We start from the raw sequence: 21,243 nt of genomic DNA, 5'->3' as shown, positions 1-21,243 counted from the left end.
GATTCAGGCGTCCTGGGGCCCTTCGAGCTGCCGGGATGGATCGGCCAACCCCATCTCGTGCAGCACGCGTATGGCCTGCGCACGATTGCGCACCCCCAACCGTTCCATGATGCGCGTCATGTGTGCCTTGACCGTGCGCAGCTGCACGCCCAGGCGGTCGGCGATCTGCTTGTTGAGCAGGCCTTCGGCCACCAGGCTCAGCACCTTGTACTGATGCGCGGACAGGCTGGCCAACCGCGCGGCGAGATCCGCATCCTTGCTGAAGGGGGCCACCCTGGCCACCGGCTCGCGCAGCAATGCCGGAATCCAACGTTCGCCTTCCAGCACAGAATGCAGCGCGGACTGCAGTTCGCTCAGTCCCGAACTCTTGGGCAGATAGCCGGCGGCACCCAGATCAATGGCACGGCGGATCACCTGCGGTTCTTCATTGGCCGAGACGATGATGATCGCAAGACCGGGCTGCAATGCCCGCAGGGTCGCCAATCCAGCAAGCCCGTGATTGCCGGGCATGTGCAGGTCCAGCAGCATCAGGTCGACCGGCTGGCGCTCGACGGCCTCCAGCACGCTGTCCAGTGAATCGGCCTCGCTGATCTGCAGGTCGTCGACGGCCTCCGCCGCCGCGCGATGCAGCGCGGCGCGGAACAACGGGTGGTCATCGGCGATAAGCAGGCTTGGCATGTCCAGGCGAGATTAGCAAATCACGCGGGCGTGGACAGGGGACCTAGGTACGCTGGCGCGCTGCGCGTGGATGGCTAGTGTGGGCAGGGACGACCGGCGACCGCTACGCCGCCCACCAGGAGCCCCCATGTCATCCGCCCCCGCCACCGATACCTGCCCGCTGCTGATCAAGCAGTTGCTGCTCACGCCGCTGGCGATGCATCCCGGGCAGGAGATCGTGTACGGCGACAAGGTCCGCTTCGACTACCGCACGCTGCAGGCACGTATCGGCCAGCTGGCCGGACTGCTGGCATCGCTGGGCGTCCGCCAGGGCGATACCGTGGCGGTGATGGACTGGGACAGCAACCGCTACCTGGAAGCCTACTTCGCCGTGCCGATGATCGGCGCAGTGCTGATGATGGTGAACGTCCGTTTGGCACCAGAGCAGATTGCCTACACGCTGAACCACAGCGGCGCGCGGGTGATCCTGGCCAACCGCGAGTTCCTGCCGCTGCTGGAGGGTCTGGAAGATCAGCTGCCCGACCTGCGTGCACGCGTGCTGCTGGACGACGCGGAAGGGCCACTGCCACCGGGCTTCGTGACGGAGTATGAAACAGGCCTGCGCGCGGCCACGCCGGTCGAGCACTTCCCGGACTTCGACGAGAACACGCGTGCCACGGTGTTCTATACGACCGGCACCACCGGCCTGCCCAAAGGCGTGTACTTCAGCCATCGGCAGCTGGTGCTGCACTCCCTGGCGGCGATGGCCGCGCTGGGCAGCGCCCCGAGCCAGGGGCGGCTGCACCGCGGCGATGTCTACATGCCGATCACGCCGATGTTCCATGTACACGCCTGGGGCGTACCCTACGTGGCCACGCTGCTCGGCATCAAGCAGGTCTATCCCGGCCGCTACCTGCCAGCAACCCTTCTGGCGCTGATCGCCCGCGAGAAGGTGACCTTCTCGCACTGCGTGCCGACCATCCTGCACATGCTGCTCGAACACCCCGACGCGGCACAGACCGACCTGCGCAACTGGAAAGTAATCATCGGCGGCGCGGCGCTGCCGCGAGCACTGGCGCAGCGTGCACTTGCACGTGGCATCGATATCTTCGGTGGCTACGGCATGTCCGAAACCTGCCCGCTGCTCACCCTTGCACAGATTGATGCCGATGCATTGGCCGGGCCGGATGAGGCGCTGTCACTGCGGACCAAGGCCGGCATTCCGGTGCCGCTGGTGGACCTGCGCATTGTCGACCCGGAGATGAGGGATGTCGCCCACGACGGGGTGGCTACCGGCGAGGTGGTGGTGCGCGCGCCCTGGCTCACCCAGGGCTACCTGCACGATCCGGACGCTTCGGCGACGCTGTGGGCGGGCGGCTACCTGCACACCGGGGACATCGGCAACATCGATGCAGATGGCTACCTGCGGGTGACCGACCGCATCAAGGATGTGATCAAGACCGGTGGCGAATGGATCTCCTCGCTGGCGCTGGAAGACATCATCGCCCTGCATCCTGCGGTGAACGAAGTCGCGGTGATCGGCATCGCCGATGCAAAATGGGGTGAGCGACCGCTGCCGCTGGTGGTCAGGCGGCCCGGTAGTGACGTGACCGAGGCCGAGATCATCGCGTTGGTGGCGGCGCGCAGCCACTCAGGAGATATCTCACGCTATGCGATTCCGGAACGCGTCCGCTTCGTCGATGTGATCGAGCGCACCAGCGTCGGCAAGATCAACAAGAAGAAGCTGCGTGGACTGCATGACCCGGAGGCAAGCGCTGGCCGCTGATGCCTGGGCGCCCACGGGCGATGCGCCAATGCGGGGAAATCAATGCCCCCGTCCCTCCTGTTCCGTCGGTTCCACCGCATACATCGTGGCTGGCGCCGATCCTCCCTCGCCCCCCCGCTCCTACAGTGGACCCACGGCGCCGCACTGCCTGCACTCCGATGGCAACGCCGCCAAGCCCCCCACTCTTTCGAGCCCGCAGGAGCGAGACATGGCATGCCTTTCCTGGACTACCGCTGGCACAGCGGCAATGCGCCCAGCCCCCTCCACGCAGGTTGAACGGAGGTGTGCACCATGAACCAGGTCTACGTCGCAGTCTGGGATGGAGCCCACTATCTGGTCGTCCGCAAACGTGTGCTCAACAGCTGGTGGGGCAGCAATTCCGTTGTCGTACTTTCTGCCGAAGCGATGGCCGCTGTGCTGGCCATCCGCAACGCGCCCGGCGGTGGCACAGAGCAGGATTGGGAGCAGTTGAGGAGGCTGCTTTCCGGCGCTTGGCGCGCTGCGGGGTCAGTCGCCTACCGCGGCGAACGCACGCTGCCCCGCACCATGGACGCACTGGACCGAGCGCTTGAAAGCGCCGAACGCACGCATCCGCAAACCGATGACGTCGCCATGGAAACGCTGGCCGCTCTGCAGAGCCTGTTCCGCGAGGACGCAAGAACCCCTCCCTCGTTCAGCCCTGCGCGTGCAACCTTGCGGGAGCTCGCCATCGCATTGCCGCCGCCTACCCGGGGAACCCCGAACTGGGCCGCTGCGTTGGTAGTCGCACAACGTCTGGTGGCGGAAGTCGATGCGTGGTCGGATGGCCTGCCCCCGGCGCTGGTGAACCAGGCGGGACAATGGGCCCTGCCCGGCGGGGGCCGGCTGAACAACGAACGCAAGGAGCGCGCCGCGCGCCGCGAGTTCGAGGAAGAGCTTGGCATCTGGCTTGGGCAGGGACGCGCCGCATGCGATCTGCGTGCCCGGCTGATTCCGGATGTGGGAGACAGCTTCTCCCTGGTTCGCTTCCGCACAACGGCCGAGGAGCTTCTGCGGATGGCGCAGGAGGCCGAGAACCATGTCCAGGCCAGTGCCAGCAGCCCTGCGCGTCCCCAGTCCTGCCTGGTGACCGACTGGGAGGTGGCGGGCGTCGGACGGGTGCCGGTGGCCAATCTGCGCAATGTCCTGGGGGTAAGGGTGGGGGTTCCAGGCGAAGGAACACTGGAGGTTGACGAGGCCCTGGCCAGCGCCAGGCCCGGTAGCCAGGAGATCGGCTGGTACCGGGAGATCGCTGCCCTGCTGTCACCCGCCTGAGCGTACAGCGCGCAGCTGCGTGATCCCCTGCAACCCCCGCGAGGCCCACCATGAAAGAGAGCACGCCCGAACGCGAGGCCCGGCGCTACATCAGCAAGCAGCTCACCGCGCAGATCAACAACGCGCAGGCGTATCCCGACGTTCGCACGGTCGTGGTCAAGGCACTGTCGGACATCAAGGACCAGCTGCGCAGCCTGTCCAGCAAGGTACGGCGCGACTACAGCCTGAAGCCCGGTGAGCCGTTGATGTTCTTCTACGTCAAGGGCGGCAACGCGCTGGACGCACTGCTTGAACGCCCGTCCGTTCCGCCGCCCACGCTGTTCGATTTCGGCAGGTCCGACTGGGATACGCAGGTGGTGATCAACCCCTGGATCCCGATCCCGGCACAGGATGCCCTGCACGGCGGTGTTGAAGACATCGTGATCGACGTGATGCAGGGTGCCGGCCTCAACATCGCGCTGGAGATCAGCGTCTTCCCGCCGAACCAGAATCCGTTGGCCGGCCAGGTGGTGGACCTTGCATCGGTGGACATCCATGTGCCGCCAGGCGAGCAGTGCCTGGTGACCTGTGACAATCCGCAGACGTTCCGGAAGGTGTACGAGCGTGACCGTGCGGGCCTGCATCTGTTCACCAGCGAGCCGCTGAAGGGCATCGGCACTGCCACGCCGGTGACAAGCCCGTCCGTGCTGCCCCCTCCGCAGCCGCCGATGCCGCAGCCCGCGCAGCCGCCGCCTACCCCTCCGCCGCCGCCAGGCATCATCCTCAACGACGGCATCAAACCCTTCGTGCTGTATCGCATGGGCTATACCTGGCACGCGCGATGGGTGAAGGATCCGAAGGCGCCTGCCGGCGACGACCCGGTGACGCCGCGGCCGATCCTGATGGAACTGATCGATGTGACCACGCCGCGCCGCGATACCGTGGAGGCCGTGACAGTGTGGTCGGACATCATCCGCAACCATCTGGTGATTGCCGAGGATGCCGGCTCGGAAGAGCGCTGGCGGCTGCCGCTGCCCAGCATGGAGTACCACCTGTGGGAAGGCCTGACCATGCTGTGCGAGATCGCCGCCTACCCCGGCTGGCCGGGTGCGGACAAGCTGGAGAAACGTCGTCGCAATGTGCAGCGCATCCACGACTGGTACCGCGACCAGCAGGGCGACCTGGCGACATTCGGCCGGGTGATCGATGGCATCTCGGCGGCGCCGGTGTTCACCGATGACACGAACTGCATGCAGCAGGTCGATGCCTGCATGCGGGTGGTCAAGGCGCGCATGCAGGCATCGTCATCGGGATTCGATCACGGCGCCCTGTCGGCCACCCACACGCAGCGCCTGTTGTACGGGCGGCAGTGGGGTGCGCAACGGGTCGCAACGCTGCTGCAACGCCTGGGTACATCTACCGCATCCTGTGGCTACAGCGACGATCTGGCGTTGATCGGGACGCTGGCACAGAACCCGTACCTGGATGTCACCCAGGTGCCGATCTCCGGCGTCGACTGCGCGATGATCATCCGCGCCGACCCTGCGACGTTGCGCAATGCGACGGCGGCCAACTGCCTCATTGCGCTTGCCCAGGACCTTGGCGCGGACATGACCATCGAGGATTCCCTGCACTCGACCGTACGTGCGACGGGGATCAGCTACGAGCGAACGCTGGTGATCTTCGATGCGCCGCGCGCGCCGACGGCGCGCGTGGCCAAGGCGATCCTGACGTTGACCACTGCAGGCCCGGTCGGTTGCCCGTTCCGTGACAGCCCCGATGGTTCCGGGCAGGCCATCGCATCGTTGCTGGACATGGACAACCAGCGCAAGGTGGCAGCCTCGATCATCCAGGGGTTCGTGCAACGGGCGAATCTGTCCAGGCAGCACGAGATGATCCGGGTGCTGTTGCCGCAGGGGGAGTGATCCTCGGTCACCGCTGCGCGGAACGCGGATTTCCATCGGGCTTGATCGCCCCCCCTGCCCAAGCGGATCCATGCCTCCAGCGCCTGTCGGTCAGCTGCTGGGAATTGCGCGTGGCCGGTCGTGCCGCGCCCGCCGCAACGGGCGCGGCGTCACATCAATGCAGCGGCACCTTCAGCACCGAAGGCGCGTTGGCCGGTGAACTGAAGGTCACCGCCCCGCCCAGCTGGCTGATGCCCGCATAGCGCAGGTCCACGGTATCGACCACCAGGGTCAGCCGGCTGCCCGCCGGGAGATTCCAGCTGCTGGCCTCGAGCCGCAGATCGATGGTCTTCGCCTGGCCGGGCGTGGCCCCGCGCAGCGTGTACGGCTTGTGGCTGATCAGCTGGCCATTGCCCAGCACATCCTCGGCATACAGGTACGCATACAGCGTGGTGTTGGCGCGGCTGGGCGTGACCGTCAGGCGCACTTCCGGCGCACCGTCCAGGCGTTTGGCGCTCCACTGGATCGGGCCCTGCCAGACGCCTGCGGCGCTACGGCCAACGAAGGGTATATAGGCGCCGGGCGGCAGGTTGAACATCTGCAGCGCGCCGGACGCCATCGCCACGCCGGAATTGGCGGCGGTCAGCAGGCCGCTGCCGATCCGGTAGTTCCAGCCGGTGGCGCCACCGTTCTCCGCCAGCCCGCCGGTGGGCAGCAGCAGCCCGTTCGGCGCGGTCAGCCCGTAGCTGACAGCACCCGCATTGGTGGCCTGCCAGTCCGGATAGCGGCTCCAGCTGCCTTTCTGCGACTTCAGCTGCACCGCCGCCTGGCGGTCGATGCCATTGGCCACGCCCTTCAGGTAGTGGTCGAACCAGTCGCCCACGGCGGCATAGACCTCATTGGGAATGCCGAGCGCACCGAAGGCCTCGTTGAGGGCATGGTCGCCATGGCGCAGCTGCAGCTGCTTGGGCCCCTTCAGGCGGTTGAAGAAATCGACCAGCTGGCCCGGCGGGAACAGGCTGTCATTGAAGGCATTGGCAAGGAACACCGCCGGCTGGTTGGCGTTGATCTCGTCGAGGCTGCTGGCCGGGCTGCGCTGCGCCGCCACCGGCAGCAGCGAGTCCACCGCCCCCTGGTAATTGCCGACCAGCACGTTGCGGTTGATGGTGGCCAGCTCCGCGCCGGGGCGGCCGGTGGCCAGGCCCGCTGCCACCAGCAGGGCGATGCCCTGCGCGCTGGGCGTGTCATGGCTGTACAGCGACGCCTGCAGGTCGGCCCAGCCGCTCAGTGCGGCAACGGCCTTGATGCGTGGGTCGCGTGCCGCCGCCAGCAGGCTGGTACCGGCGCCGTAGGAAATGCCCGAGACACCGATCCTTGCCGGGTCGGCGCGGGTGTTGTCCAGCGCCCAGTCGATCAGCGCGCTGACATCCTCGACCGTGGCGGGCCCGGCGATGTCGATGCTGCCACCCGATTCCCAGAAGCCGCGCGAGCTGTAGCTGATGACCACATAGCCGCGCTGCGCCAGCAACTGTGCCACCCCCACGTATTCCACGCTGGGCACCGCCCAGCTGCTGGGCATCACCAGCAGTGGATAGCGGCCGCTGCCGGCATCCTGCGGTTCGATGACGAAGGCCCCGAGGGGCGTGCCATCCCAGCTTGGGATGGTGCGATGGGTGGTCTTGACCGTGGCTGCCCAGGCGGTGGGCGCCAGCCCGGTCAGCAGGATCAACAGCAGCAATACCTTGCGCATCGTCGTCTCTCCCCGTCGGTGGTGGTGCAACGGGTTGGACCGTACCAGTGCGAATGGTGACTGGCACCTTGCGACGCAGCATGACGTTTGCGGCATTGCCGCCACCTTTGGACCGGTGCTATGACGGACGCTCCCCAAGGAAGGATGGACACCATGAGGCACCGGCCCTTCGTTCTTGCCGCGCTGACGCTGCTTGCCGCCGGGCCTGCCGCGGCCGCCAGCCCAGAGCTCTCTGATGACGCAGCCAAGGCGATCTTCGATCAGGCGAACGCGCTGTGCCGGAAAGACAACGGAGACCTGTGGGGGGCCTCGCTGTGTGGACCGATGATGCTGGTTGATCGCGCCACTCGACGGGTCGTTGCCTCCCAGGCGGATCCACATGGCCTCCTGAGGGCGCGTGGCGAAGTCTTCGTCGGCCAGCTTCCATCGGATGCGATCATCGCCAACACGGCCGTCGACTGGTCTGGAACGCGCTGGACGCAACTGCTGTGGCCCCTGCCTGAGAACGACGCGCGCCGCAGCACGCTGCTGGCTCACGAAATGTTCCACCGGGTGCAGCCCGCGCTGTCGATCGCCCCGCCTGCCGAAGGCGGCAATGAGCACCTTGATACCCTCGAAGGTCGCTACTGGTTACAGATGGAATGGCGGGCCCTTGCTGCGGCACTCGCAGCCCCAGACACCGGCGCGCAGCGCAGCGCGGCGATCGACGCACTCACCTTCCGCGCGGAGCGCCACCGTCGATTCCCTGCCGCCGCGATGGAGGAAGCCGCACTGGAGTTGAACGAGGGCCTGGCCGAGTACACCGGCGTCTTCGTTGGCAACGCAGGGCCCGATGCCCGTATCGAGGCGGCGCTGCATGACCTCCGCGCCCACGTTGACGACCCGAGCTTCGTCCGATCCTTCGCCTATGCGACCGGCCCTGCATATGGACTGATGCTGGATCAGGTAGTGCCGGGATGGCGCCGCGACCTGGCCCGTCACCCGAAAGATCTCGGTTCGCTCCTGGCCGAGGCGATTCACACGGATCCATCATGGGACGCGTTCGCACTGCGCGCCGCCGTCGCGCGCTACGGGGGGGAGGCGCTGCGCGACACCGAAGTCCTGCGCGAGCAACAGCGCCTTGCGCAGCTCGAGCACAACCGAGCCCGCTTTGTGACAGGGCCTGTGCTGCGACTGGAACTGCGCAACATGCGCATCCAGTTCGATCCCAACAGCGTGCAGCCCTTGCCGGGCAGTGGAATGGTATATCCAACGATGCAGCTGACCGATGTGTGGGGCAGCCTCAACGTCACCGATGGAGCACTGCTGCAGAGCGACTGGAAGGCCGTGTTCGTACAGGCACCGGCCAGTGGCGCCTCGCCGTTGCAGGGCCCCGGATGGTCGCTGACCCTGAAGCCAGGATGGTCGATAGTCCAAGGCAAGCGCGTTGGCCAGCTGCAGCTGGCGCCTCCCGCTCTCCATGGAAAGTGAGCACGCTCATCCGCACACGAAGAGTGCCGACGCATAGCGATCCGATGGATCCGCCCTACCACGCGCATATTTCCACCACACCTTGCGCGATCTGACACATCTCCAATGCTTGCGGGCTGTCACAGCTTCGTCGTTTCGTCGTTGACCTAACAGTGACAGCTTGTGACGCTTGCGACACCGCACGGCCTCCGTGGCCCTGTCATCGCGGTCAGTCCCACCGCACTCCGCATCACCCGTATCCGCAACGCCTCCACATGACACAGGCCCGGCCTGGTCGTGGCGGGTCGCTGCGTCCCGAATCCTTTGCTGGAGAATCGCAATGCGCCTTGCAAGCTTCGTCTTTGCCTTCGTCCTCAGCGCCTTTGCCGGCGCAGCCCAGGCCCAGGTGGTCACCCTCAACAAGGGCGGCTTCGTGCTCACCTACGACTGCAGCATCCACAGCGCCACCCGCTACGAGTACACGCTCACCGCCGATACCGGTTCCGCTGCACGGCCGTCCAGCTTCTACAAGGACCCGGACCTGCCGGCCGGTTGCCTGGGCCAGACCAGCACCGCGTCCTATGCCAGCATCAAGTCCGGTTATGACCGCGGCCATCTGGTCACGTCCAACCACATGGACTACGACGCGACCTACATCCGCCGCGCCAACTACATGACCAACATCGTGCCGCAGGTGTCCAGCTTCAACCAGGGCATCTGGGTGAAGGCCGAGAACGTGGCCGAGTGCTACCGCGACATCGCGCCGGTGGACGTCTACGGCGGTGTGGTCTATGGCGATGCCTCCAACGATTATTTCCTGGCCAGCCACGGCATTCCCACGCCGGAATTCTTCTGGAAGACGATCATCACCCGTGATCCGAACACCGGCACCGCCAAGGCGATCAGCTGGATCATTCCCAACGAGGCCAACCTGGGCAGCCTGGACAACTACCTGGTGACCATTGCCGATCTGGAGGAGCTGCTCGGTGCCAGCTACGTGGCGATCAACGCACCGGCCTCGCTGAAGAACATGCTGCCGGCCACCACCTGGCCGCAGCCGGCCGGATGTGACCTGAGCTGAGTGACGGGCGGGAGAACGTCACGATGCCTGCATACGCAGCCATCGTGACGCCAGCACTCTGGCAAGCAGGAACTGCAATGCGGCGCCGACGACGGTGGCATCGACAAGCCCGCGACCTATCGTCGGCGCCCCAGCGGACAGCGTTCGCAGCAGGTACGCCACGCTGGCCAGGCTGATGAGCAGGGAGGTGGCAAGCAGGACCAGCGACACCACCATCGTGCGCACCATCGATGCGGGTCGCGGTGACAGCTCGCTGGCCCATAGGCCGGCAAACGTGGCCAGTGCGCAGGCCACCAGCAGGATCAGGCTCGCAATCTGCAGCTGCGCGGCGCCGTCGGCAACGGGCATGATGAACTCGCCTGGCGAGAATCCCACGGGCAGCTGCAACACCAGGATGGGGAGCAAGCAGCTACCGGCCACCAGCGTCACCGCGCCGGCGATGCTGGCACTGATGAGGTGATGGTGCTCGCCCTCGGCACGGATGCGCCGCTGCATCAGCAGCGCCGGCACCAAGGCCAGCAGCGTGAGGACCAGTGCATGCGCAAGCGGAACCAGACTGATGGCTGCGACACTGTGGACCGGAAACGGCAACTGCGCCATCGGAATGCGCATGGTGCGATCCAGCACGACGAGCAACCCGAAAAAGGCGATCGAAGCGATCACCGGGTGGCGGATCCGCAGCGCGCCGCGGCGCCCGAACAGCAGCATCGACACCAGTACCGCCGCCCCGGCAAACAGACTCAGGCGGAAACCGAGCTCAGCCACCGCGTTGCCGATTTCACGTGAGGCCTCGGGCGGCCCCAGGCGATACCCGAATGCGATCAGGCGGAGGGCCACGGGCAGGTACAGGCAGAGCACGTAGAGCTTGGCGGCCATCGCGAACTGGATGGGGTAAGCACCTAAGAATGATCGCAATCGCTTCAAGGCGTATTCCCGTGCAGGCGCTGGGCGGGGTGTCCCCGGCAGTCTAGCGTTCCTGTGGCCAGCGTGCCCTGCCCGGCCCGCTGTGGGAAAATGGCGGGCACGTCGTCCCTTTGTCTGTTCCCGGAGCTGTAGATGTCCTGTTTTCCCTTTGATGCCGTGCTGTTCGACTGCGACGGCGTGCTGGTCGATTCCGAGCCGCTGGTGGCCCGTGTACTCTCGGAAATGCTGACCGAGCGCGGCTGGCCGCTGACGCCGGCACAGGCCGGCGAGGTGTTCCTTGGCCAGTCCGTGGCCCATCTGGCGGGGCTGATCGAAGAGCGCACCGGCAAGCCGTTCACCGAGGAATGGCTGGAAGAATTCCGTCAGCAGCGCAACCGGGCGCTGGAGCGCGACCTGGTTGCGATCCAGGGCGCGCCCGAGGCCGTGCGCGCGATCGGCGCCGCCACCGGCGGCCGGATCGCCTGTGCGTCCGGCGCCGACCTGCACAAGGTGAAGCTGCAGCTGGGCAAGGTCGGCATCCTTGATGCCTTCGGTGCCCATGTGTTCAGTGGCCAGGACATGCCGAACACCAAGCCTCACCCGGACGTTTACCTGGCCGCCGCCGCAGCGCTGGGCGTGGACCCGAAGCGCTGCGCGGTGATCGAAGATACCGTGACCGGTGCGACCGCCGGCGTTGCGGCAGGTGCGACCGTGTTCGGTTTCAGCGAAGGTGGCCCGCACCACAGCACACCGGAAGCCCTGCGCGCTGCCGGTGCCAAAGTGATCTTCCAGCGCATGGACCAGCTGCCGGCATTGCTGGCTGCCTACGCCGCCGACGCGGCTGCCTGACGTTGCCTCAGCCCGCAGCGCCCAGTGCGGCGCTGCGGCGTTTCCCGGCGTAGTGCAGCACGAACAGGTACAGGCCGGTGAACAGCTGCAGGAACAGTGGCGGCAGCGGCGAATAGGTGATCCACGCTGCAGGCTCGCCCTGCCCCAGCCCGCGAACGGCGAAGTTGGCGATCACCGCCAGGGTGAAGACGATCGAGGTCCAGCGATGCACGGGCCGCGCCCAGCCGCCCCGGCTCATTGCTTGCGCCTCGCTTCAGAGCGGGCTTCGATCATCTTCCAGCCATTGCCGGACGGGTCACGGAATCCGGCATCGACGGCGCCGTAGCGTTCGACCGGCTCCTGGGTGAACTCGACGCCCTGCGCCAGCCATTGCGCGTAACGCGCCTGGCAATCATCCACGGCCAGTACCAATGGCGGCATCGCGCCCTTGGCCACAAGTTGCTGCAGCGCCTGCGCGGTGGCCGCGTCGTGGGTGGGCGGACCGGGCACGAACAGTCCCAGCTGGAAACCGTCCTGGCCGGGGCTGCGTACCGTCAGCCAGCGGTAGCTGCCATTACGCACGTCGGTGTGCACTTCGAAGCCGAGCGTGCCGACGTAGAACGCGAGTGCTTCATCCTGGTCGCGCACATACAGGCCGACCGTGTTCACAGTGTTCGTCATGGGACCTCCCTCAGGTGGGGTCCACGTTAGCAGCCGCCCCGCGGCGGCGCTTCTCCAAAACTGCGATGTTCAGGTCCGGGCGCTGCGCGGCGCGTGCGTGGCATTCCGGCACGCTGGCCGGCGTCGTCTGGCCGGCGCGCTCCCGCTCGCGCACATTGCCGGGGCTGTCGCCGGTGATGTCACGGAAGATGCGGCCGAAGGTGCCCAGGCTGCGCCAGCCGGTCTGCGCAGCGATCTCGGTAACCGGCAGGTCGGTATCACGCAACAGCGCCACGGCACGCTCGATGCGGCGGCTGAGCAGGTAACGATGCGGTGGCAGGCCGAATGCCTGCTTGAACGAGCGCGCGAAATGCGCGGGCGAGACGGCGCTCACCTCGGCCAGGCGCGTGACCGGCCATTCCTCATGGCTGGCACGGTCCATCCGGTCCTTGGCACGCAGCAGGCGTCGCAGCAGTTCGGGGCTCTGGTTCATCTCGCACGCATGGCCATGCAAAGGGCATTGGCCGAAGCGTGGGCGGGGCGCAGCGCCGCGTCAACCCGGTTCAGCGCTGCGCCGGCAGTTCCAGCCGGTGCTTGCGGCACAACCGATACACGGTCACCCGCGAGATCTGCATCTGCCGCGCGCACTCGGAGACGTTGTAGCCGGTCTGGCGCAGGGTCTGCAGCAGCACATCGCGCTCGGCCTGGCCGCGGGCATCGTGCAGCATCGGGCTCGGCAGCGCCTGCGCCGGCTCGCCCAGTTCCAGGTCACGTTCACTGATCAGCTCGCCTTCGGCCATGATCGCTGCGCGTTGCACCCGGTTGAGCAGTTCACGCACGTTGCCGGGCCAGCTGAATCGACGCAGCGCCTGCAGCGCCGCCGGTGCGAAGCCCCGCGCTCGCACGCTGTGTCGCAGCCGGAAGCAGCGCAGGAAGTGTTCGGCCAGCAGCTGCACATCGGCACCGCGCTCGCGCAGTGGAGGCATCAGCAGGCGCAGTACGTTGAGCCGGTAGTAGAGATCACTGCGGAACCGCCCCTGCGCCACCGCGCGCTCCAGTTCGACGTGGGTCGCCGCGAGTACCCGCACGTTCGCTCGCAGCGGCTGGCTGCTGCCCACGCGCTCGAAGGTGCCCTCCTGCAGCACGCGCAGCAGGCTGGTCTGCGCCTCGGGCGGCAGGTCTCCCACCTCGTCGAGGAACACGGTACCGCCGTGTGCGGTTTCGAACACGCCGATCTGGCGCTTGTCGGCGCCGGTGAACGAACCGCGCTCGTGGCCGAACAGCTCCGACTGCACCAGGTTGGCCGGGATGGCACCGCAGTTGACCGCGATGAACGGCTTGCCAGCGCGGCCGGACAGCGCGTGCAGCGCATGTGCCGCCAGCTCCTTGCCGGTGCCGGTTTCACCGGTCACCAGGACCGGCAGTTCAACCGGCGCGAACTTGTGCAGCACCGTGCGCACCGCGTGCAGCGCAGGACTTTCGCCGATCAAAGCGCGCGGGCCCTGTCCCCCGCAGGCGTCATCGGCAGCAGGTTCGTCCGCCTCGAACTGTTGGCGCATCGCCGCCACAAGATCCTGCAGCCCGAATGGCAGCGTGAACCGCGCAAGGCAGCGCTGCAGCAAGGGCAGCCAGGCCGCCGGCGTGGGCCCTGCGCCAGGTGGCAGCACCGCCAGCCACGGCAGATGCGCGTGCTGTTCGATCCATGGCGCCAGCAGTTGCAGGCCCGGCGCATCCAGATGGCGAAGATCCAGCACGGCGAGCAGCCGATCACGCCCGCGCAGGCCGATGGCCATCGCTGGATCGGGATGGATACGGCGCACGTACCAGCCCGCAGCCGCCAGCGCACTGCGTTCGTTCGCCTGCGGCTCGCCGAACCAGAGCACGCAGCGTGACGTTGAAGCCTCCGGGACCGCCGCCATGCTTCCCCCAGCATCCGGACACCGTCGGCGGACTGTCAGGCAATCACCGGCGTGCCGCCCCCCGCCGGGACCTCTACGGCCACCGCGGCGGCCTTTGTTGGGCGGATCCTAGCGCTGCGCTAAACGGCGGCGCAATGAGCGGCGCGTCAAGAAAACACTGGCTGAAGCGACGTCGTTACAGTCCGCGGCGGCACCTGTAACACCCGTGCGACAGTCGGGCGCCCGCCTTGCCCCGCGGCGCCTGGCGCTGCGCAATCCCAACATTTTTCCCACGCCGCTGTAACAGCCCGGCAGCAGCACCCTGCTCCGTCCAGCGGCTGCCGGCAGGCCGCACAGGCCTTCCGGGGTTGGCACGGTTGATGCGTGGATCCGCCGCACCCATCGCGGGAGATCGGCATGGACGGCACCACCCTGTTTCGCGGCCTGGCCGCAGCACTGGCAGTGACCCTGCTGACGGTTAGCGCGGACGCCGCTGCATCCGGTGCCCGCCAGGGCGTGAAGGCACAACCGGGCGAGATTGTCCTGTTGCGGGACGTGTCTGCACGGCCGGCCTATCGCATGGCGCCCCCTGGCATGGCGCTGATCGCCGACCCGAAACCACAGCGCGAGATTGCCAGCGCATTGGGCGCCGGTGCCCCGTCGACCGGCATGGACGAACTGAGCGATGAGGACTATGCCGGCATGGGGGCCGGCCAGGCGGCCACCGCCGCGTCGCCGCGTGGCACGACGGTTGAACGGGTTACCCAGCAGGCCCTGGGCGGCACGCTGGGCCGCAGCAGTGACGGCATGGTCGGCAGCAGCCTCGGTGGCGCCCTGGGCGGCCCCCTCGGCGCGGTCGGCAACAGCACCCGCGGCATCGGCGATACCGTGCGCGGCGCGCTCGCCCAGTTCCCGTTGCAGGGCCCGGCCCCGGCAGGTGGCAAGTGAAGCGGGTACGTTGGCTGCTGCTGGTCCTGTTCGCCACGCCGTTGATGGCGCAGGCCGATGACTACAGCGGCATGCTCGCCTACCTCGACGTTGCCCGCATCGACGGCCATGCACTGGCCGGTGCGAACGGTGCCATCGCGGTGAACCAGGCGGCCGGCGACCTCAACCTGCAGGCCAACCTGCGCGGCATCGCCACTGGCGAACATGCCGACGTATCGATCGGCAACCAGCAACTGCAGGGCGGCAACCGCGTGCTGGGTGCACCGCTGCACGCCACCGCCGTCATCGATGGCACGACGCTGGCCGGTGCCAGTGGCATCGCATCCATCAACCAGGCCAGCGGCATCGCCAACACGACGCTCAACGTCGTCAGCGCGACGCTGGCCCGACAGGGCATACGCGAAACCGACGATACGGCCTTGGCCGCCGAGGGTTCCGCGTTGGCAGGGGGGCGGGACGACGCCGGTCGCGGCGTCGCGACGGGCACCCGCAGCGCCGGTGTCACCAGCACGGCGCTGCGGGGATTCGACGGGGTCCTGCAACTCAATCAGATCGCGGGCAGCGGCAACGACACGGCCAATGTGCTGGGCCTGGTTGTGCAGGACCGCCCGTGACAACCACCCAACCGATGCACCACCCGATGAGAGAGAGGGCACCATGAAAGCGACCGTCAAACGGACCATGCTCGCCATGGCGATTGCCACTGCCTCGACCGCCGCTGCGGCCAATGGCTGGGACAACCAGAACGCCAACGCGAACATCAACCACAACCACACCGTCAGCGAAACCCGCAACGACACCCACAACCATACCGACAACGACGTACGCAACCGCACCGTCAACGTCGACGTGCAGAAGCACAGCACCATCCAGGCCGACGAGCGCAAGGAGAAGAACAACCACGGCGTCGACGTGAACCTGGAGAAGGACCTGCGCCTCAGCACCGACGTCAATTTCTCCGGTGACCCCACCATCACCGGCGACATCGACCTCGACTCGGCGGCCATCGCGGTGATCGACAACCGCCAGTCGATCAGCAACAACGCCACCAGCAACAGCCTGGTCACCAACAGTGCGTCCATCGGTGACAGCGTGGGTGCCGGTGCCTCGGGCAACCTGGGCTTCAACGTGGTATCGGGCGACAACAACGCCCAGGACAACGCCGCCTCGCTGTCCGCTGCCGATGCGTCCTTCAGCTTCGGCATGGCCGACGCCGAGGTGTTCGTCAACCAGGCCGGCTTCGGCAATGCCACCATGAACTCCGGCGTCACCAATGCTGCGGGTCTCAGTGGCAATGCCTTCGGCGGTGCGTCCGGCAACATCGGCGTGAACATCGCCTCGGGCAACAACAACGAGCAGAAGAACGCGCTCGCGGCCTCGGTAGCGACCACCGCGGTGGCGCAGTCGAGCATCAGCTCCAACCAGGTCTCCACCGGCAATACGGTCAGCAATGCCGGCTTCGTGCAGTCCTACACCGACACCGTGCAGGTCGGCCTGCATGGCGGCGTCAGCGGCCTGACCCTGGGCTATGGCGCCGGCACCTACCGTGGCACCGGCAACGCCTACCAGATGGCCAACTACTACCTGGATACGTGGAACGGCGCACTGCCGCATCCGGGTGGCAACAGTACCGGCCACATCGACCTGGACAACGAGATCCAGAACGCCACGATGAACCCCAACCGGCCGGGGGTGGGCGGCCTGGGCTTCGATACGCGTGAAAGCGGCACCAGCCAGTTCGTCGAACTGGGCGTGGCCGATCTGTACGCCAGCCTGAGCGGCACGGTCAGCACCACGCGCTGGGTGAACGTCGATGCCACCAACACCTCGGCCTTGTCCGGCAGTGCCTTCTCCGGCGCCTCCGGCAACATCGGCGTGAACGTGGCGGCGGGCACCGGCAACCTGCAGGCCAACAGCCTGGCCCTGGCCGTAGCCCAGCCCAGCACCGGCGGTGGTGGCGGCAACGGCGAGTAAGCGCACCACCCCGGCCGTCCGCCAATGGCCGGGTTCCCGGGAGCCCCTGTCCCTCCTCCCCCTTGGGGCAGGGGCTCCCTCCTGCTGCTGGAGAGCACGATGAGCCGCTACCGCCTCTCGATATGCCTGCTGGCCTGCCTGCTGTTGCTGGGCAGCGCGTCGGCATGGGCGGGCGATGTCCGTTTCGCCGGCGTGCTGCCCAATGGCGCACTGCTGCAGCAGAAAGTGGAAAGCATGCAGGAACGGCGCTACCGCAACGTGGTGCGTCAGCACACCGACTACAGCTGCGGTGCCGCGGCCCTGGCAACCATCCTGCGCCATGCCTACCACCTCGATACCGACGAGGCTACGGTGATCGAAGGGATGATGGGGGTCTCCGATCCGGCGCTGGTGGCCGAGCGCGGTTTCTCGCTGCTCGACATCAAGCGCTATGTGGAATCGCTGGGCATGCGTGGGCGCGGCTATCGCATCGATGAGGCACGCCTGCGCACGCTTCGCGTTCCCGGTCTTGTGCTGATGGACGTGCGTGGCTTTCGCCACTTCGTGGTGCTCAAGCAGGTGCGCGACGGTGTGGTCGAGGTGGCTGATCCCATCCTTGGCAACCGCAGCCTGGCGCTGCCTGAGTTCCTCGCTGCGTGGCCATCACGTGCCGTATTCGTGGTGATCGGCAGCGATTTCGATCGCAACACGGTCCTGCTGCAACCCAGCGAACGGCCCAGTGCCCGCGCGCTCTACGCGCGGCAGGGGCCGATCACCGATGCCGAACTGGTCGACTTCGGCTTCAGCCACGCCGACCTGTTCTGAAGGAGGCTCCGCCATGTTCCGCCAACCTCTGCTGATGGTCCTGCTGCTGGTGTGCCCCGCCCTGCCCCTGCAGGCGGCGGATGCTGCGCCTGGCCGCGGCCTGAAGGAAATCCCGGATCCCGAACTGAACCTGATGCGTGGCCGCTACACCGTGGGTGGCAATACCGTGGCCTGGTTCGGGGTGACGATGGTCTCGCAGTGGCAGGCCAGCAACGGCAGTGCGCTGCAGGGGGCATTGACCCTGGGCATGGACTTCCGTGGCGGCGGCAGCCCGAAACTGAGCTTCCAGCCCAGCGTGCACGTGACCGCCGCAGATGCGCCGCTGCCGGAGACGCAGGGGCGCCACATCGACAGCAGTGGCCTGGCCAATGCCAGCGGCCTGGTGCAGAGCGTGCAGGTGGCCGGCGATGGCAACGTCGCCCGCAATGCGACCACGCTGGTGGTACGCAATGGCGCAGTGCCGGCCCTGTCGGGTGACGGTGCGCATTCGCTCAGTGCGCAGGATGCAGGCCTCTCGGCCTCTGCGGTGCTCGACGGCAACCAGGCACGCCTGCTGTTGCAGGTGGATGGCCAGGGCCTGGTCCAGCAATGGATACGCAACGGCAGCGTCGGCCAGGGCATCGCCCTGAACGGTGACGGCCAGATCGCCAGCAACCAGCTGCGGCTGGAGCTGGTGCGGGATACCGCGGGCGGCAACCTGCCGTTGAGCCAGAACGTGGCCCAGGCGATTGCGATGAACCGCGGCATGGGGCCGGGCCGGTAGCACCACGGCACGGCGTTGGGGGAAGCGTTCCACAACGCAGGACACGAACATGCACACCCTGATGAGGATCACCCCGTTGGCGCTGGCGGCGCTGGCGGGCACCGCCTTCGCCGCGCCACCCGCGGCGGACGATGGCGCCGACGTGCAGGCACTGGCCAACCAGCTGGAGCAGCTGAAATCCAACTACGCACAGGAAGTGCGGCGGCTGCGCGAACTGGACATGCAGGTGCAGGCGATGCAGGCGCGGCTGAGTGGGAAGGTTGGTCCGATGGCCCCATCCACGGCTACGGCTACGGCTACGGCTACGGCAGTCGAGCATGGCTCGACTCTACAATCTTCGCCGGGTGGCGAGGGCTACGCCAGTACCGCCGCCGAGGCGCAGCAGGCGAAGCAGGAATCGCGGCGCAGCGTGGATGACGTGAAGCAGCAGCAATCGGCGCTGTTCTCGCGCCGCTTCACCGTCGAGAACAGCCTCACCTACGCCCGTTACGACCGCAAGCAGCTCACCCTCAACGGCTTCCTCGCACTGGACGCGATCTTCCTCGGCAACATCGCCATCGAGAACGTCGAATCCGATTCGCTCACTTACAATCTGGCCGCCCGTTGGGGCGTCAGCCCGAACCTGACGCTCAACCTGGACGTGCCTTACCTGGCGCGGCGCACCGTCTACCAGAAGGGCGGCGCCGGCGGCGCGGCGGCCGCGATCGCGCAGGAAGAAACCAATGGCAACGGCCTGGGCGATATCGGCCTGAGTGCGAATTACCGCCTGTTCGGCGAACGCGGCTGGCGCCCGGAAACCGTGCTTACTGCGGGCGTGACCGCCCCCACCGGGCGCGCACCTTACGGCCTGGACTGGAAGGTGATCGAACGCGACGACGATGACTACATCCGCTTCGCCGTGCCCAAGGAGCAACCCACCGGCAATGGCGTGTGGCAGGCCAACGTGGGCCTGTCGATGGTCAAGACCGCCGATCCGGCGATCCTGTTCGCCAACCTCGGCTACGTGCATTCGTTCCCGCGTGGTTTCAGTGACATCGACAGCAACCCCGACACGGTCAACCCGGGTGACGTGAAGCTGGGCGGCTCGGTCTACTTCGGCGCCGGCGTGGCCTTCGCGTTCAACGAGCGCACCAGCCTCAGCCTGTCCTTCAGCGACCGCATCAGCGCCCGCGCTTCCACCCGGTTCCAGGGCGGCAAGTGGATGAAAGTGATCGGCAGCGATGCCAACGCGGCGTCACTGAATCTGGGTGTGACCTATGCACTCAACCAGCACACCACGCTGGTCACCCTGCTGGGCATCGGGCTGACCCCGGATGCGCCGGACTTCACCTTGGCGTTCAAGATTCCGTACATGCTCTGACCCGCCCGGCTCGGCGACGACGTGGCAGCCACCCGTCGTCGTCGAATCGCGGCCCCCCGCTGTGCAGGCCCTGTGTGTGCTCCCGGGCAACCCGCCAGCGCTGGCGATGATGGCGTTGATCATCAGTTCCGCCGTATTCACGCCGCACCTTCACGGTGATCCGCCCGCATTCTCCGTCGATTCCGCCAATCCGGCGGCGACGCCATTTCCTACTCTGGCCCCACGGTGAAGCCCAGGCCGCTGCAGGCAACGCACCGTGAGACTGGATACCACGCACTTCCACCCTTTCGCAGGAGCAGGACATGGCATTTCCAACCGCGGTAAACGACCAGATCACCGATTCGGTCACCCAGGCCAACACCAAAGTGCTGGGCGACGCGCCCGCCGTGGCGGTGGGCAATCTGTACCAGGCCACCGCACAGGCGCTGGCCAACGCCGCCCACAACGCCACCAACGCGCAGCAGCAGTCCTACGTGACCGCGCAGTCGGCCACCACCATGGGCGTGGCCACGCTGTACTCGGTCGATACCGCAACCACCGCCGTGGCAAGCCGGGAAATCCTCAGCACCCGCGTTCGCGGCCTGGGTTCCTGATCCGTCGTTCCGTAGCTGACCCGCCAACCCCAAGGAGATCGACATGGCATTCCCGACCGCTGTAAACGACCAGATCACCGATTCAGTCACCCAGGCCAACACCAAGGTGCTGGGCGACGCGCCCGCCGTGGCCATGGGCAATCTGTACCAGGCCACTGCGCAGGCGCTGGCCAACGCCGCCCACAACGCCACCAATGCGCAGCAGCAGTCCTACGTGACCGCGCAGGCGGCCACCACCATGGGCGTGGCCACGCTGTACTCGATCGACACCGCCACCACCGGCGTGGCCACCAAGCAGATCCTCGGCGCGTGATGCGCCGGCAGGCAAGGAGCTGAGCCATGGCATTTCCCACGGCCGTCAACGACCAGATCACCGACTCGGTCAGCCAGGCCAACCTGCAGGTGCTGGGCGTGGCGCCTGCCACAGCAATGGGCACGCTGTACCAGGCCACCGCACAGGCGCTGGCCAATGCCGCCCACAACGCGACGCTCGCCCAGCAGCAGATGTATGTCACGGCGCAGGCTGCGACCACGATGGGCGTCGCACTGCTCTACGCCGTCGATACCGGCGCCACCGGCGCCGCCACCCGGAAGATTCTCGGCTGAATCCATT

22 protein-coding genes are annotated in these 21,243 nt (G+C 67.0%); 15 read left to right on the top strand and 7 right to left on the bottom strand.

The genetic code is table 11. From position 1 onward, the window contains the following. Nucleotides 1–3: 3 nt before the first annotated feature. The gene (locus BKE09_RS22645) at nt 4–678 is read right to left on the bottom strand and encodes a response regulator transcription factor (protein ID WP_075678275.1); all 675 of its coding nucleotides are present in this window, start codon (nt 676–678) and stop codon (nt 4–6) included. A 127-nt stretch (nt 679–805) separates the two neighbouring features. Between BKE09_RS22645 and BKE09_RS22640 the strand changes: the two genes are divergently transcribed. The 3 genes from BKE09_RS22640 to BKE09_RS22630 all read left to right on the top strand — a co-directional run bounded on the left by BKE09_RS22640 (nt 806) and on the right by BKE09_RS22630 (nt 5,640). Then, nucleotides 806–2,443, top strand: a complete 1,638-nt coding sequence (locus tag BKE09_RS22640) for a fatty acid--CoA ligase (protein WP_075678274.1) — start codon at nt 806–808, stop codon at nt 2,441–2,443. Between the two features lie 291 nt (nt 2,444–2,734). Further along, nucleotides 2,735–3,736 (top strand): NUDIX hydrolase, encoded by a 1,002-nt coding sequence (locus BKE09_RS22635; RefSeq protein WP_075678273.1) that lies wholly within the window; start codon nt 2,735–2,737, stop codon nt 3,734–3,736. Nucleotides 3,737–3,786: 50 nt separating this feature from the next. Beyond that, entirely contained in the window at nt 3,787–5,640 is a 1,854-nt protein-coding gene (locus BKE09_RS22630) for a hypothetical protein (protein WP_075678272.1), read from the top strand. A 154-nt stretch (nt 5,641–5,794) separates the two neighbouring features. Here BKE09_RS22630 and BKE09_RS22625 read toward each other — a convergent pair whose 3' ends face one another. After that, nucleotides 5,795–7,369, bottom strand: a complete 1,575-nt coding sequence (locus BKE09_RS22625) for an alpha/beta fold hydrolase (protein ID WP_075678271.1) — start codon at nt 7,367–7,369, stop codon at nt 5,795–5,797. 144 nt (nt 7,370–7,513) lie between these two features. On the opposite strand from BKE09_RS22625, the gene BKE09_RS22620 reads away from it, so the two are divergent. Then, nucleotides 7,514–8,839, top strand: coding sequence for a hypothetical protein (locus BKE09_RS22620; protein ID WP_240502986.1), 1,326 nt, complete (start codon nt 7,514–7,516; stop codon nt 8,837–8,839). Between the two features lie 319 nt (nt 8,840–9,158). Then, nucleotides 9,159–9,899, top strand: a complete 741-nt coding sequence (locus tag BKE09_RS22615; RefSeq protein WP_075678270.1) for a DNA/RNA non-specific endonuclease — start codon at nt 9,159–9,161, stop codon at nt 9,897–9,899. 18 nt (nt 9,900–9,917) lie between these two features. On the opposite strand, the gene BKE09_RS22610 is transcribed toward BKE09_RS22615, so the two are convergent. Further along, complete coding sequence (locus tag BKE09_RS22610) at nt 9,918–10,775, bottom strand: hypothetical protein (protein WP_240502984.1); 858 nt, start codon at nt 10,773–10,775, stop codon at nt 9,918–9,920. 180 nt (nt 10,776–10,955) lie between these two features. On the opposite strand from BKE09_RS22610, the gene BKE09_RS22605 reads away from it, so the two are divergent. Beyond that, on the top strand, nt 10,956–11,651 hold the full coding sequence (locus tag BKE09_RS22605; protein ID WP_075678268.1) for an HAD family phosphatase: 696 nt from the start codon (nt 10,956–10,958) through the stop codon (nt 11,649–11,651). A gap of 7 nt (nt 11,652–11,658) precedes the next feature. Here the strand turns inward: BKE09_RS22605 and BKE09_RS22600 are convergent, their stop codons facing one another. The 4 genes from BKE09_RS22600 to BKE09_RS22585 form a co-directional block, all read right to left on the bottom strand. Beyond that, on the bottom strand, nt 11,659–11,889 hold the full coding sequence (locus BKE09_RS22600) for a hypothetical protein (RefSeq protein WP_075678267.1): 231 nt from the start codon (nt 11,887–11,889) through the stop codon (nt 11,659–11,661). Then, on the bottom strand, nt 11,886–12,311 hold the full coding sequence (locus BKE09_RS22595; protein WP_049445088.1) for a VOC family protein: 426 nt from the start codon (nt 12,309–12,311) through the stop codon (nt 11,886–11,888). The genes BKE09_RS22600 and BKE09_RS22595 overlap by 4 nt, the downstream gene beginning before the upstream one ends. 10 nt (nt 12,312–12,321) lie before the next feature. After that, the gene (locus tag BKE09_RS22590) at nt 12,322–12,783 is read right to left on the bottom strand and encodes a helix-turn-helix transcriptional regulator (RefSeq protein ID WP_075678266.1); all 462 of its coding nucleotides are present in this window, start codon (nt 12,781–12,783) and stop codon (nt 12,322–12,324) included. Nucleotides 12,784–12,853: 70 nt separating this feature from the next. After that, nucleotides 12,854–14,209 (bottom strand): sigma-54 dependent transcriptional regulator, encoded by a 1,356-nt coding sequence (locus tag BKE09_RS22585; protein ID WP_075678265.1) that lies wholly within the window; start codon nt 14,207–14,209, stop codon nt 12,854–12,856. 396 nt (nt 14,210–14,605) lie between these two features. Here BKE09_RS22585 and BKE09_RS22580 point away from each other — a divergent pair, with 396 nt between their 5' ends. The 9 genes from BKE09_RS22580 to BKE09_RS22540 all read left to right on the top strand — a co-directional run bounded on the left by BKE09_RS22580 (nt 14,606) and on the right by BKE09_RS22540 (nt 21,236). Further along, nucleotides 14,606–15,136 (top strand): hypothetical protein, encoded by a 531-nt coding sequence (locus tag BKE09_RS22580; RefSeq protein WP_075678264.1) that lies wholly within the window; start codon nt 14,606–14,608, stop codon nt 15,134–15,136. After that, the gene (locus BKE09_RS22575; RefSeq protein ID WP_075678263.1) at nt 15,133–15,750 is read left to right on the top strand and encodes a hypothetical protein; all 618 of its coding nucleotides are present in this window, start codon (nt 15,133–15,135) and stop codon (nt 15,748–15,750) included. Before BKE09_RS22580 ends, BKE09_RS22575 begins: the two co-directional genes overlap by 4 nt. 43 nt (nt 15,751–15,793) lie before the next feature. Then, a complete protein-coding gene (locus BKE09_RS22570; RefSeq protein WP_075678262.1) occupies nt 15,794–17,110 on the top strand; it encodes an adhesin in 1,317 nt (438 codons plus the stop codon). Between the two features lie 99 nt (nt 17,111–17,209). Then, a complete protein-coding gene (locus BKE09_RS22565) occupies nt 17,210–17,914 on the top strand; it encodes a C39 family peptidase (protein ID WP_075678261.1) in 705 nt (234 codons plus the stop codon). Nucleotides 17,915–17,927: 13 nt separating this feature from the next. Continuing rightward, nucleotides 17,928–18,677, top strand: coding sequence for a hypothetical protein (locus BKE09_RS22560; RefSeq protein ID WP_075678260.1), 750 nt, complete (start codon nt 17,928–17,930; stop codon nt 18,675–18,677). Between the two features lie 49 nt (nt 18,678–18,726). Continuing rightward, nucleotides 18,727–20,037, top strand: a complete 1,311-nt coding sequence (locus BKE09_RS22555) for a transporter (protein ID WP_075678259.1) — start codon at nt 18,727–18,729, stop codon at nt 20,035–20,037. 302 nt (nt 20,038–20,339) lie between these two features. Next, the gene (locus BKE09_RS22550) at nt 20,340–20,630 is read left to right on the top strand and encodes a RebB family R body protein (protein ID WP_049445059.1); all 291 of its coding nucleotides are present in this window, start codon (nt 20,340–20,342) and stop codon (nt 20,628–20,630) included. A gap of 43 nt (nt 20,631–20,673) precedes the next feature. Further along, complete coding sequence (locus tag BKE09_RS22545; protein WP_005416649.1) at nt 20,674–20,943, top strand: RebB family R body protein; 270 nt, start codon at nt 20,674–20,676, stop codon at nt 20,941–20,943. Between the two features lie 26 nt (nt 20,944–20,969). Further along, a complete protein-coding gene (locus BKE09_RS22540; protein ID WP_006446865.1) occupies nt 20,970–21,236 on the top strand; it encodes a RebB family R body protein in 267 nt (88 codons plus the stop codon). The last annotated feature ends 7 nt before the right edge of the window (nt 21,237–21,243 follow it).

The organism is Stenotrophomonas sp. TD3 (assembly GCF_001939825.1).
Classification (GTDB): domain Bacteria; phylum Pseudomonadota; class Gammaproteobacteria; order Xanthomonadales; family Xanthomonadaceae; genus Stenotrophomonas.
Note: the sequence above shows the minus strand (reverse complement) of the source record. Positions and strands in the feature narration are given on the sequence as shown.

Bases quoted from the DNA above. Each gene is read 5' to 3' on its own strand.
- BKE09_RS22645 (WP_075678275.1), bottom strand. From the start codon at position 678: ATGCCAAGCCTGCTTATCGCCGATGACCACCCGTTGTTCCGCGCCGCG.
- BKE09_RS22640 (WP_075678274.1), top strand. From the start codon at position 806: ATGTCATCCGCCCCCGCCACCGATACCTGCCCGCTGCTGATCAAGCAG.
- BKE09_RS22635 (WP_075678273.1), top strand. From the start codon at position 2,735: ATGAACCAGGTCTACGTCGCAGTCTGGGATGGAGCCCACTATCTGGTC.
- BKE09_RS22630 (WP_075678272.1), top strand. From the start codon at position 3,787: ATGAAAGAGAGCACGCCCGAACGCGAGGCCCGGCGCTACATCAGCAAG.
- BKE09_RS22625 (WP_075678271.1), bottom strand. From the start codon at position 7,369: ATGCGCAAGGTATTGCTGCTGTTGATCCTGCTGACCGGGCTGGCGCCC.
- BKE09_RS22620 (WP_240502986.1), top strand. From the start codon at position 7,514: ATGGACACCATGAGGCACCGGCCCTTCGTTCTTGCCGCGCTGACGCTG.
- BKE09_RS22615 (WP_075678270.1), top strand. From the start codon at position 9,159: ATGCGCCTTGCAAGCTTCGTCTTTGCCTTCGTCCTCAGCGCCTTTGCC.
- BKE09_RS22610 (WP_240502984.1), bottom strand. From the start codon at position 10,775: ATGGCCGCCAAGCTCTACGTGCTCTGCCTGTACCTGCCCGTGGCCCTC.
- BKE09_RS22605 (WP_075678268.1), top strand. From the start codon at position 10,956: ATGTCCTGTTTTCCCTTTGATGCCGTGCTGTTCGACTGCGACGGCGTG.
- BKE09_RS22600 (WP_075678267.1), bottom strand. From the start codon at position 11,889: ATGAGCCGGGGCGGCTGGGCGCGGCCCGTGCATCGCTGGACCTCGATC.
- BKE09_RS22595 (WP_049445088.1), bottom strand. From the start codon at position 12,311: ATGACGAACACTGTGAACACGGTCGGCCTGTATGTGCGCGACCAGGAT.
- BKE09_RS22590 (WP_075678266.1), bottom strand. From the start codon at position 12,783: ATGAACCAGAGCCCCGAACTGCTGCGACGCCTGCTGCGTGCCAAGGAC.
- BKE09_RS22585 (WP_075678265.1), bottom strand. From the start codon at position 14,209: ATGGCGGCGGTCCCGGAGGCTTCAACGTCACGCTGCGTGCTCTGGTTC.
- BKE09_RS22580 (WP_075678264.1), top strand. From the start codon at position 14,606: ATGGACGGCACCACCCTGTTTCGCGGCCTGGCCGCAGCACTGGCAGTG.
- BKE09_RS22570 (WP_075678262.1), top strand. From the start codon at position 15,794: ATGAAAGCGACCGTCAAACGGACCATGCTCGCCATGGCGATTGCCACT.
- BKE09_RS22565 (WP_075678261.1), top strand. From the start codon at position 17,210: ATGAGCCGCTACCGCCTCTCGATATGCCTGCTGGCCTGCCTGCTGTTG.
- BKE09_RS22560 (WP_075678260.1), top strand. From the start codon at position 17,928: ATGTTCCGCCAACCTCTGCTGATGGTCCTGCTGCTGGTGTGCCCCGCC.
- BKE09_RS22555 (WP_075678259.1), top strand. From the start codon at position 18,727: ATGCACACCCTGATGAGGATCACCCCGTTGGCGCTGGCGGCGCTGGCG.
- BKE09_RS22550 (WP_049445059.1), top strand. From the start codon at position 20,340: ATGGCATTTCCAACCGCGGTAAACGACCAGATCACCGATTCGGTCACC.
- BKE09_RS22545 (WP_005416649.1), top strand. From the start codon at position 20,674: ATGGCATTCCCGACCGCTGTAAACGACCAGATCACCGATTCAGTCACC.
- BKE09_RS22540 (WP_006446865.1), top strand. From the start codon at position 20,970: ATGGCATTTCCCACGGCCGTCAACGACCAGATCACCGACTCGGTCAGC.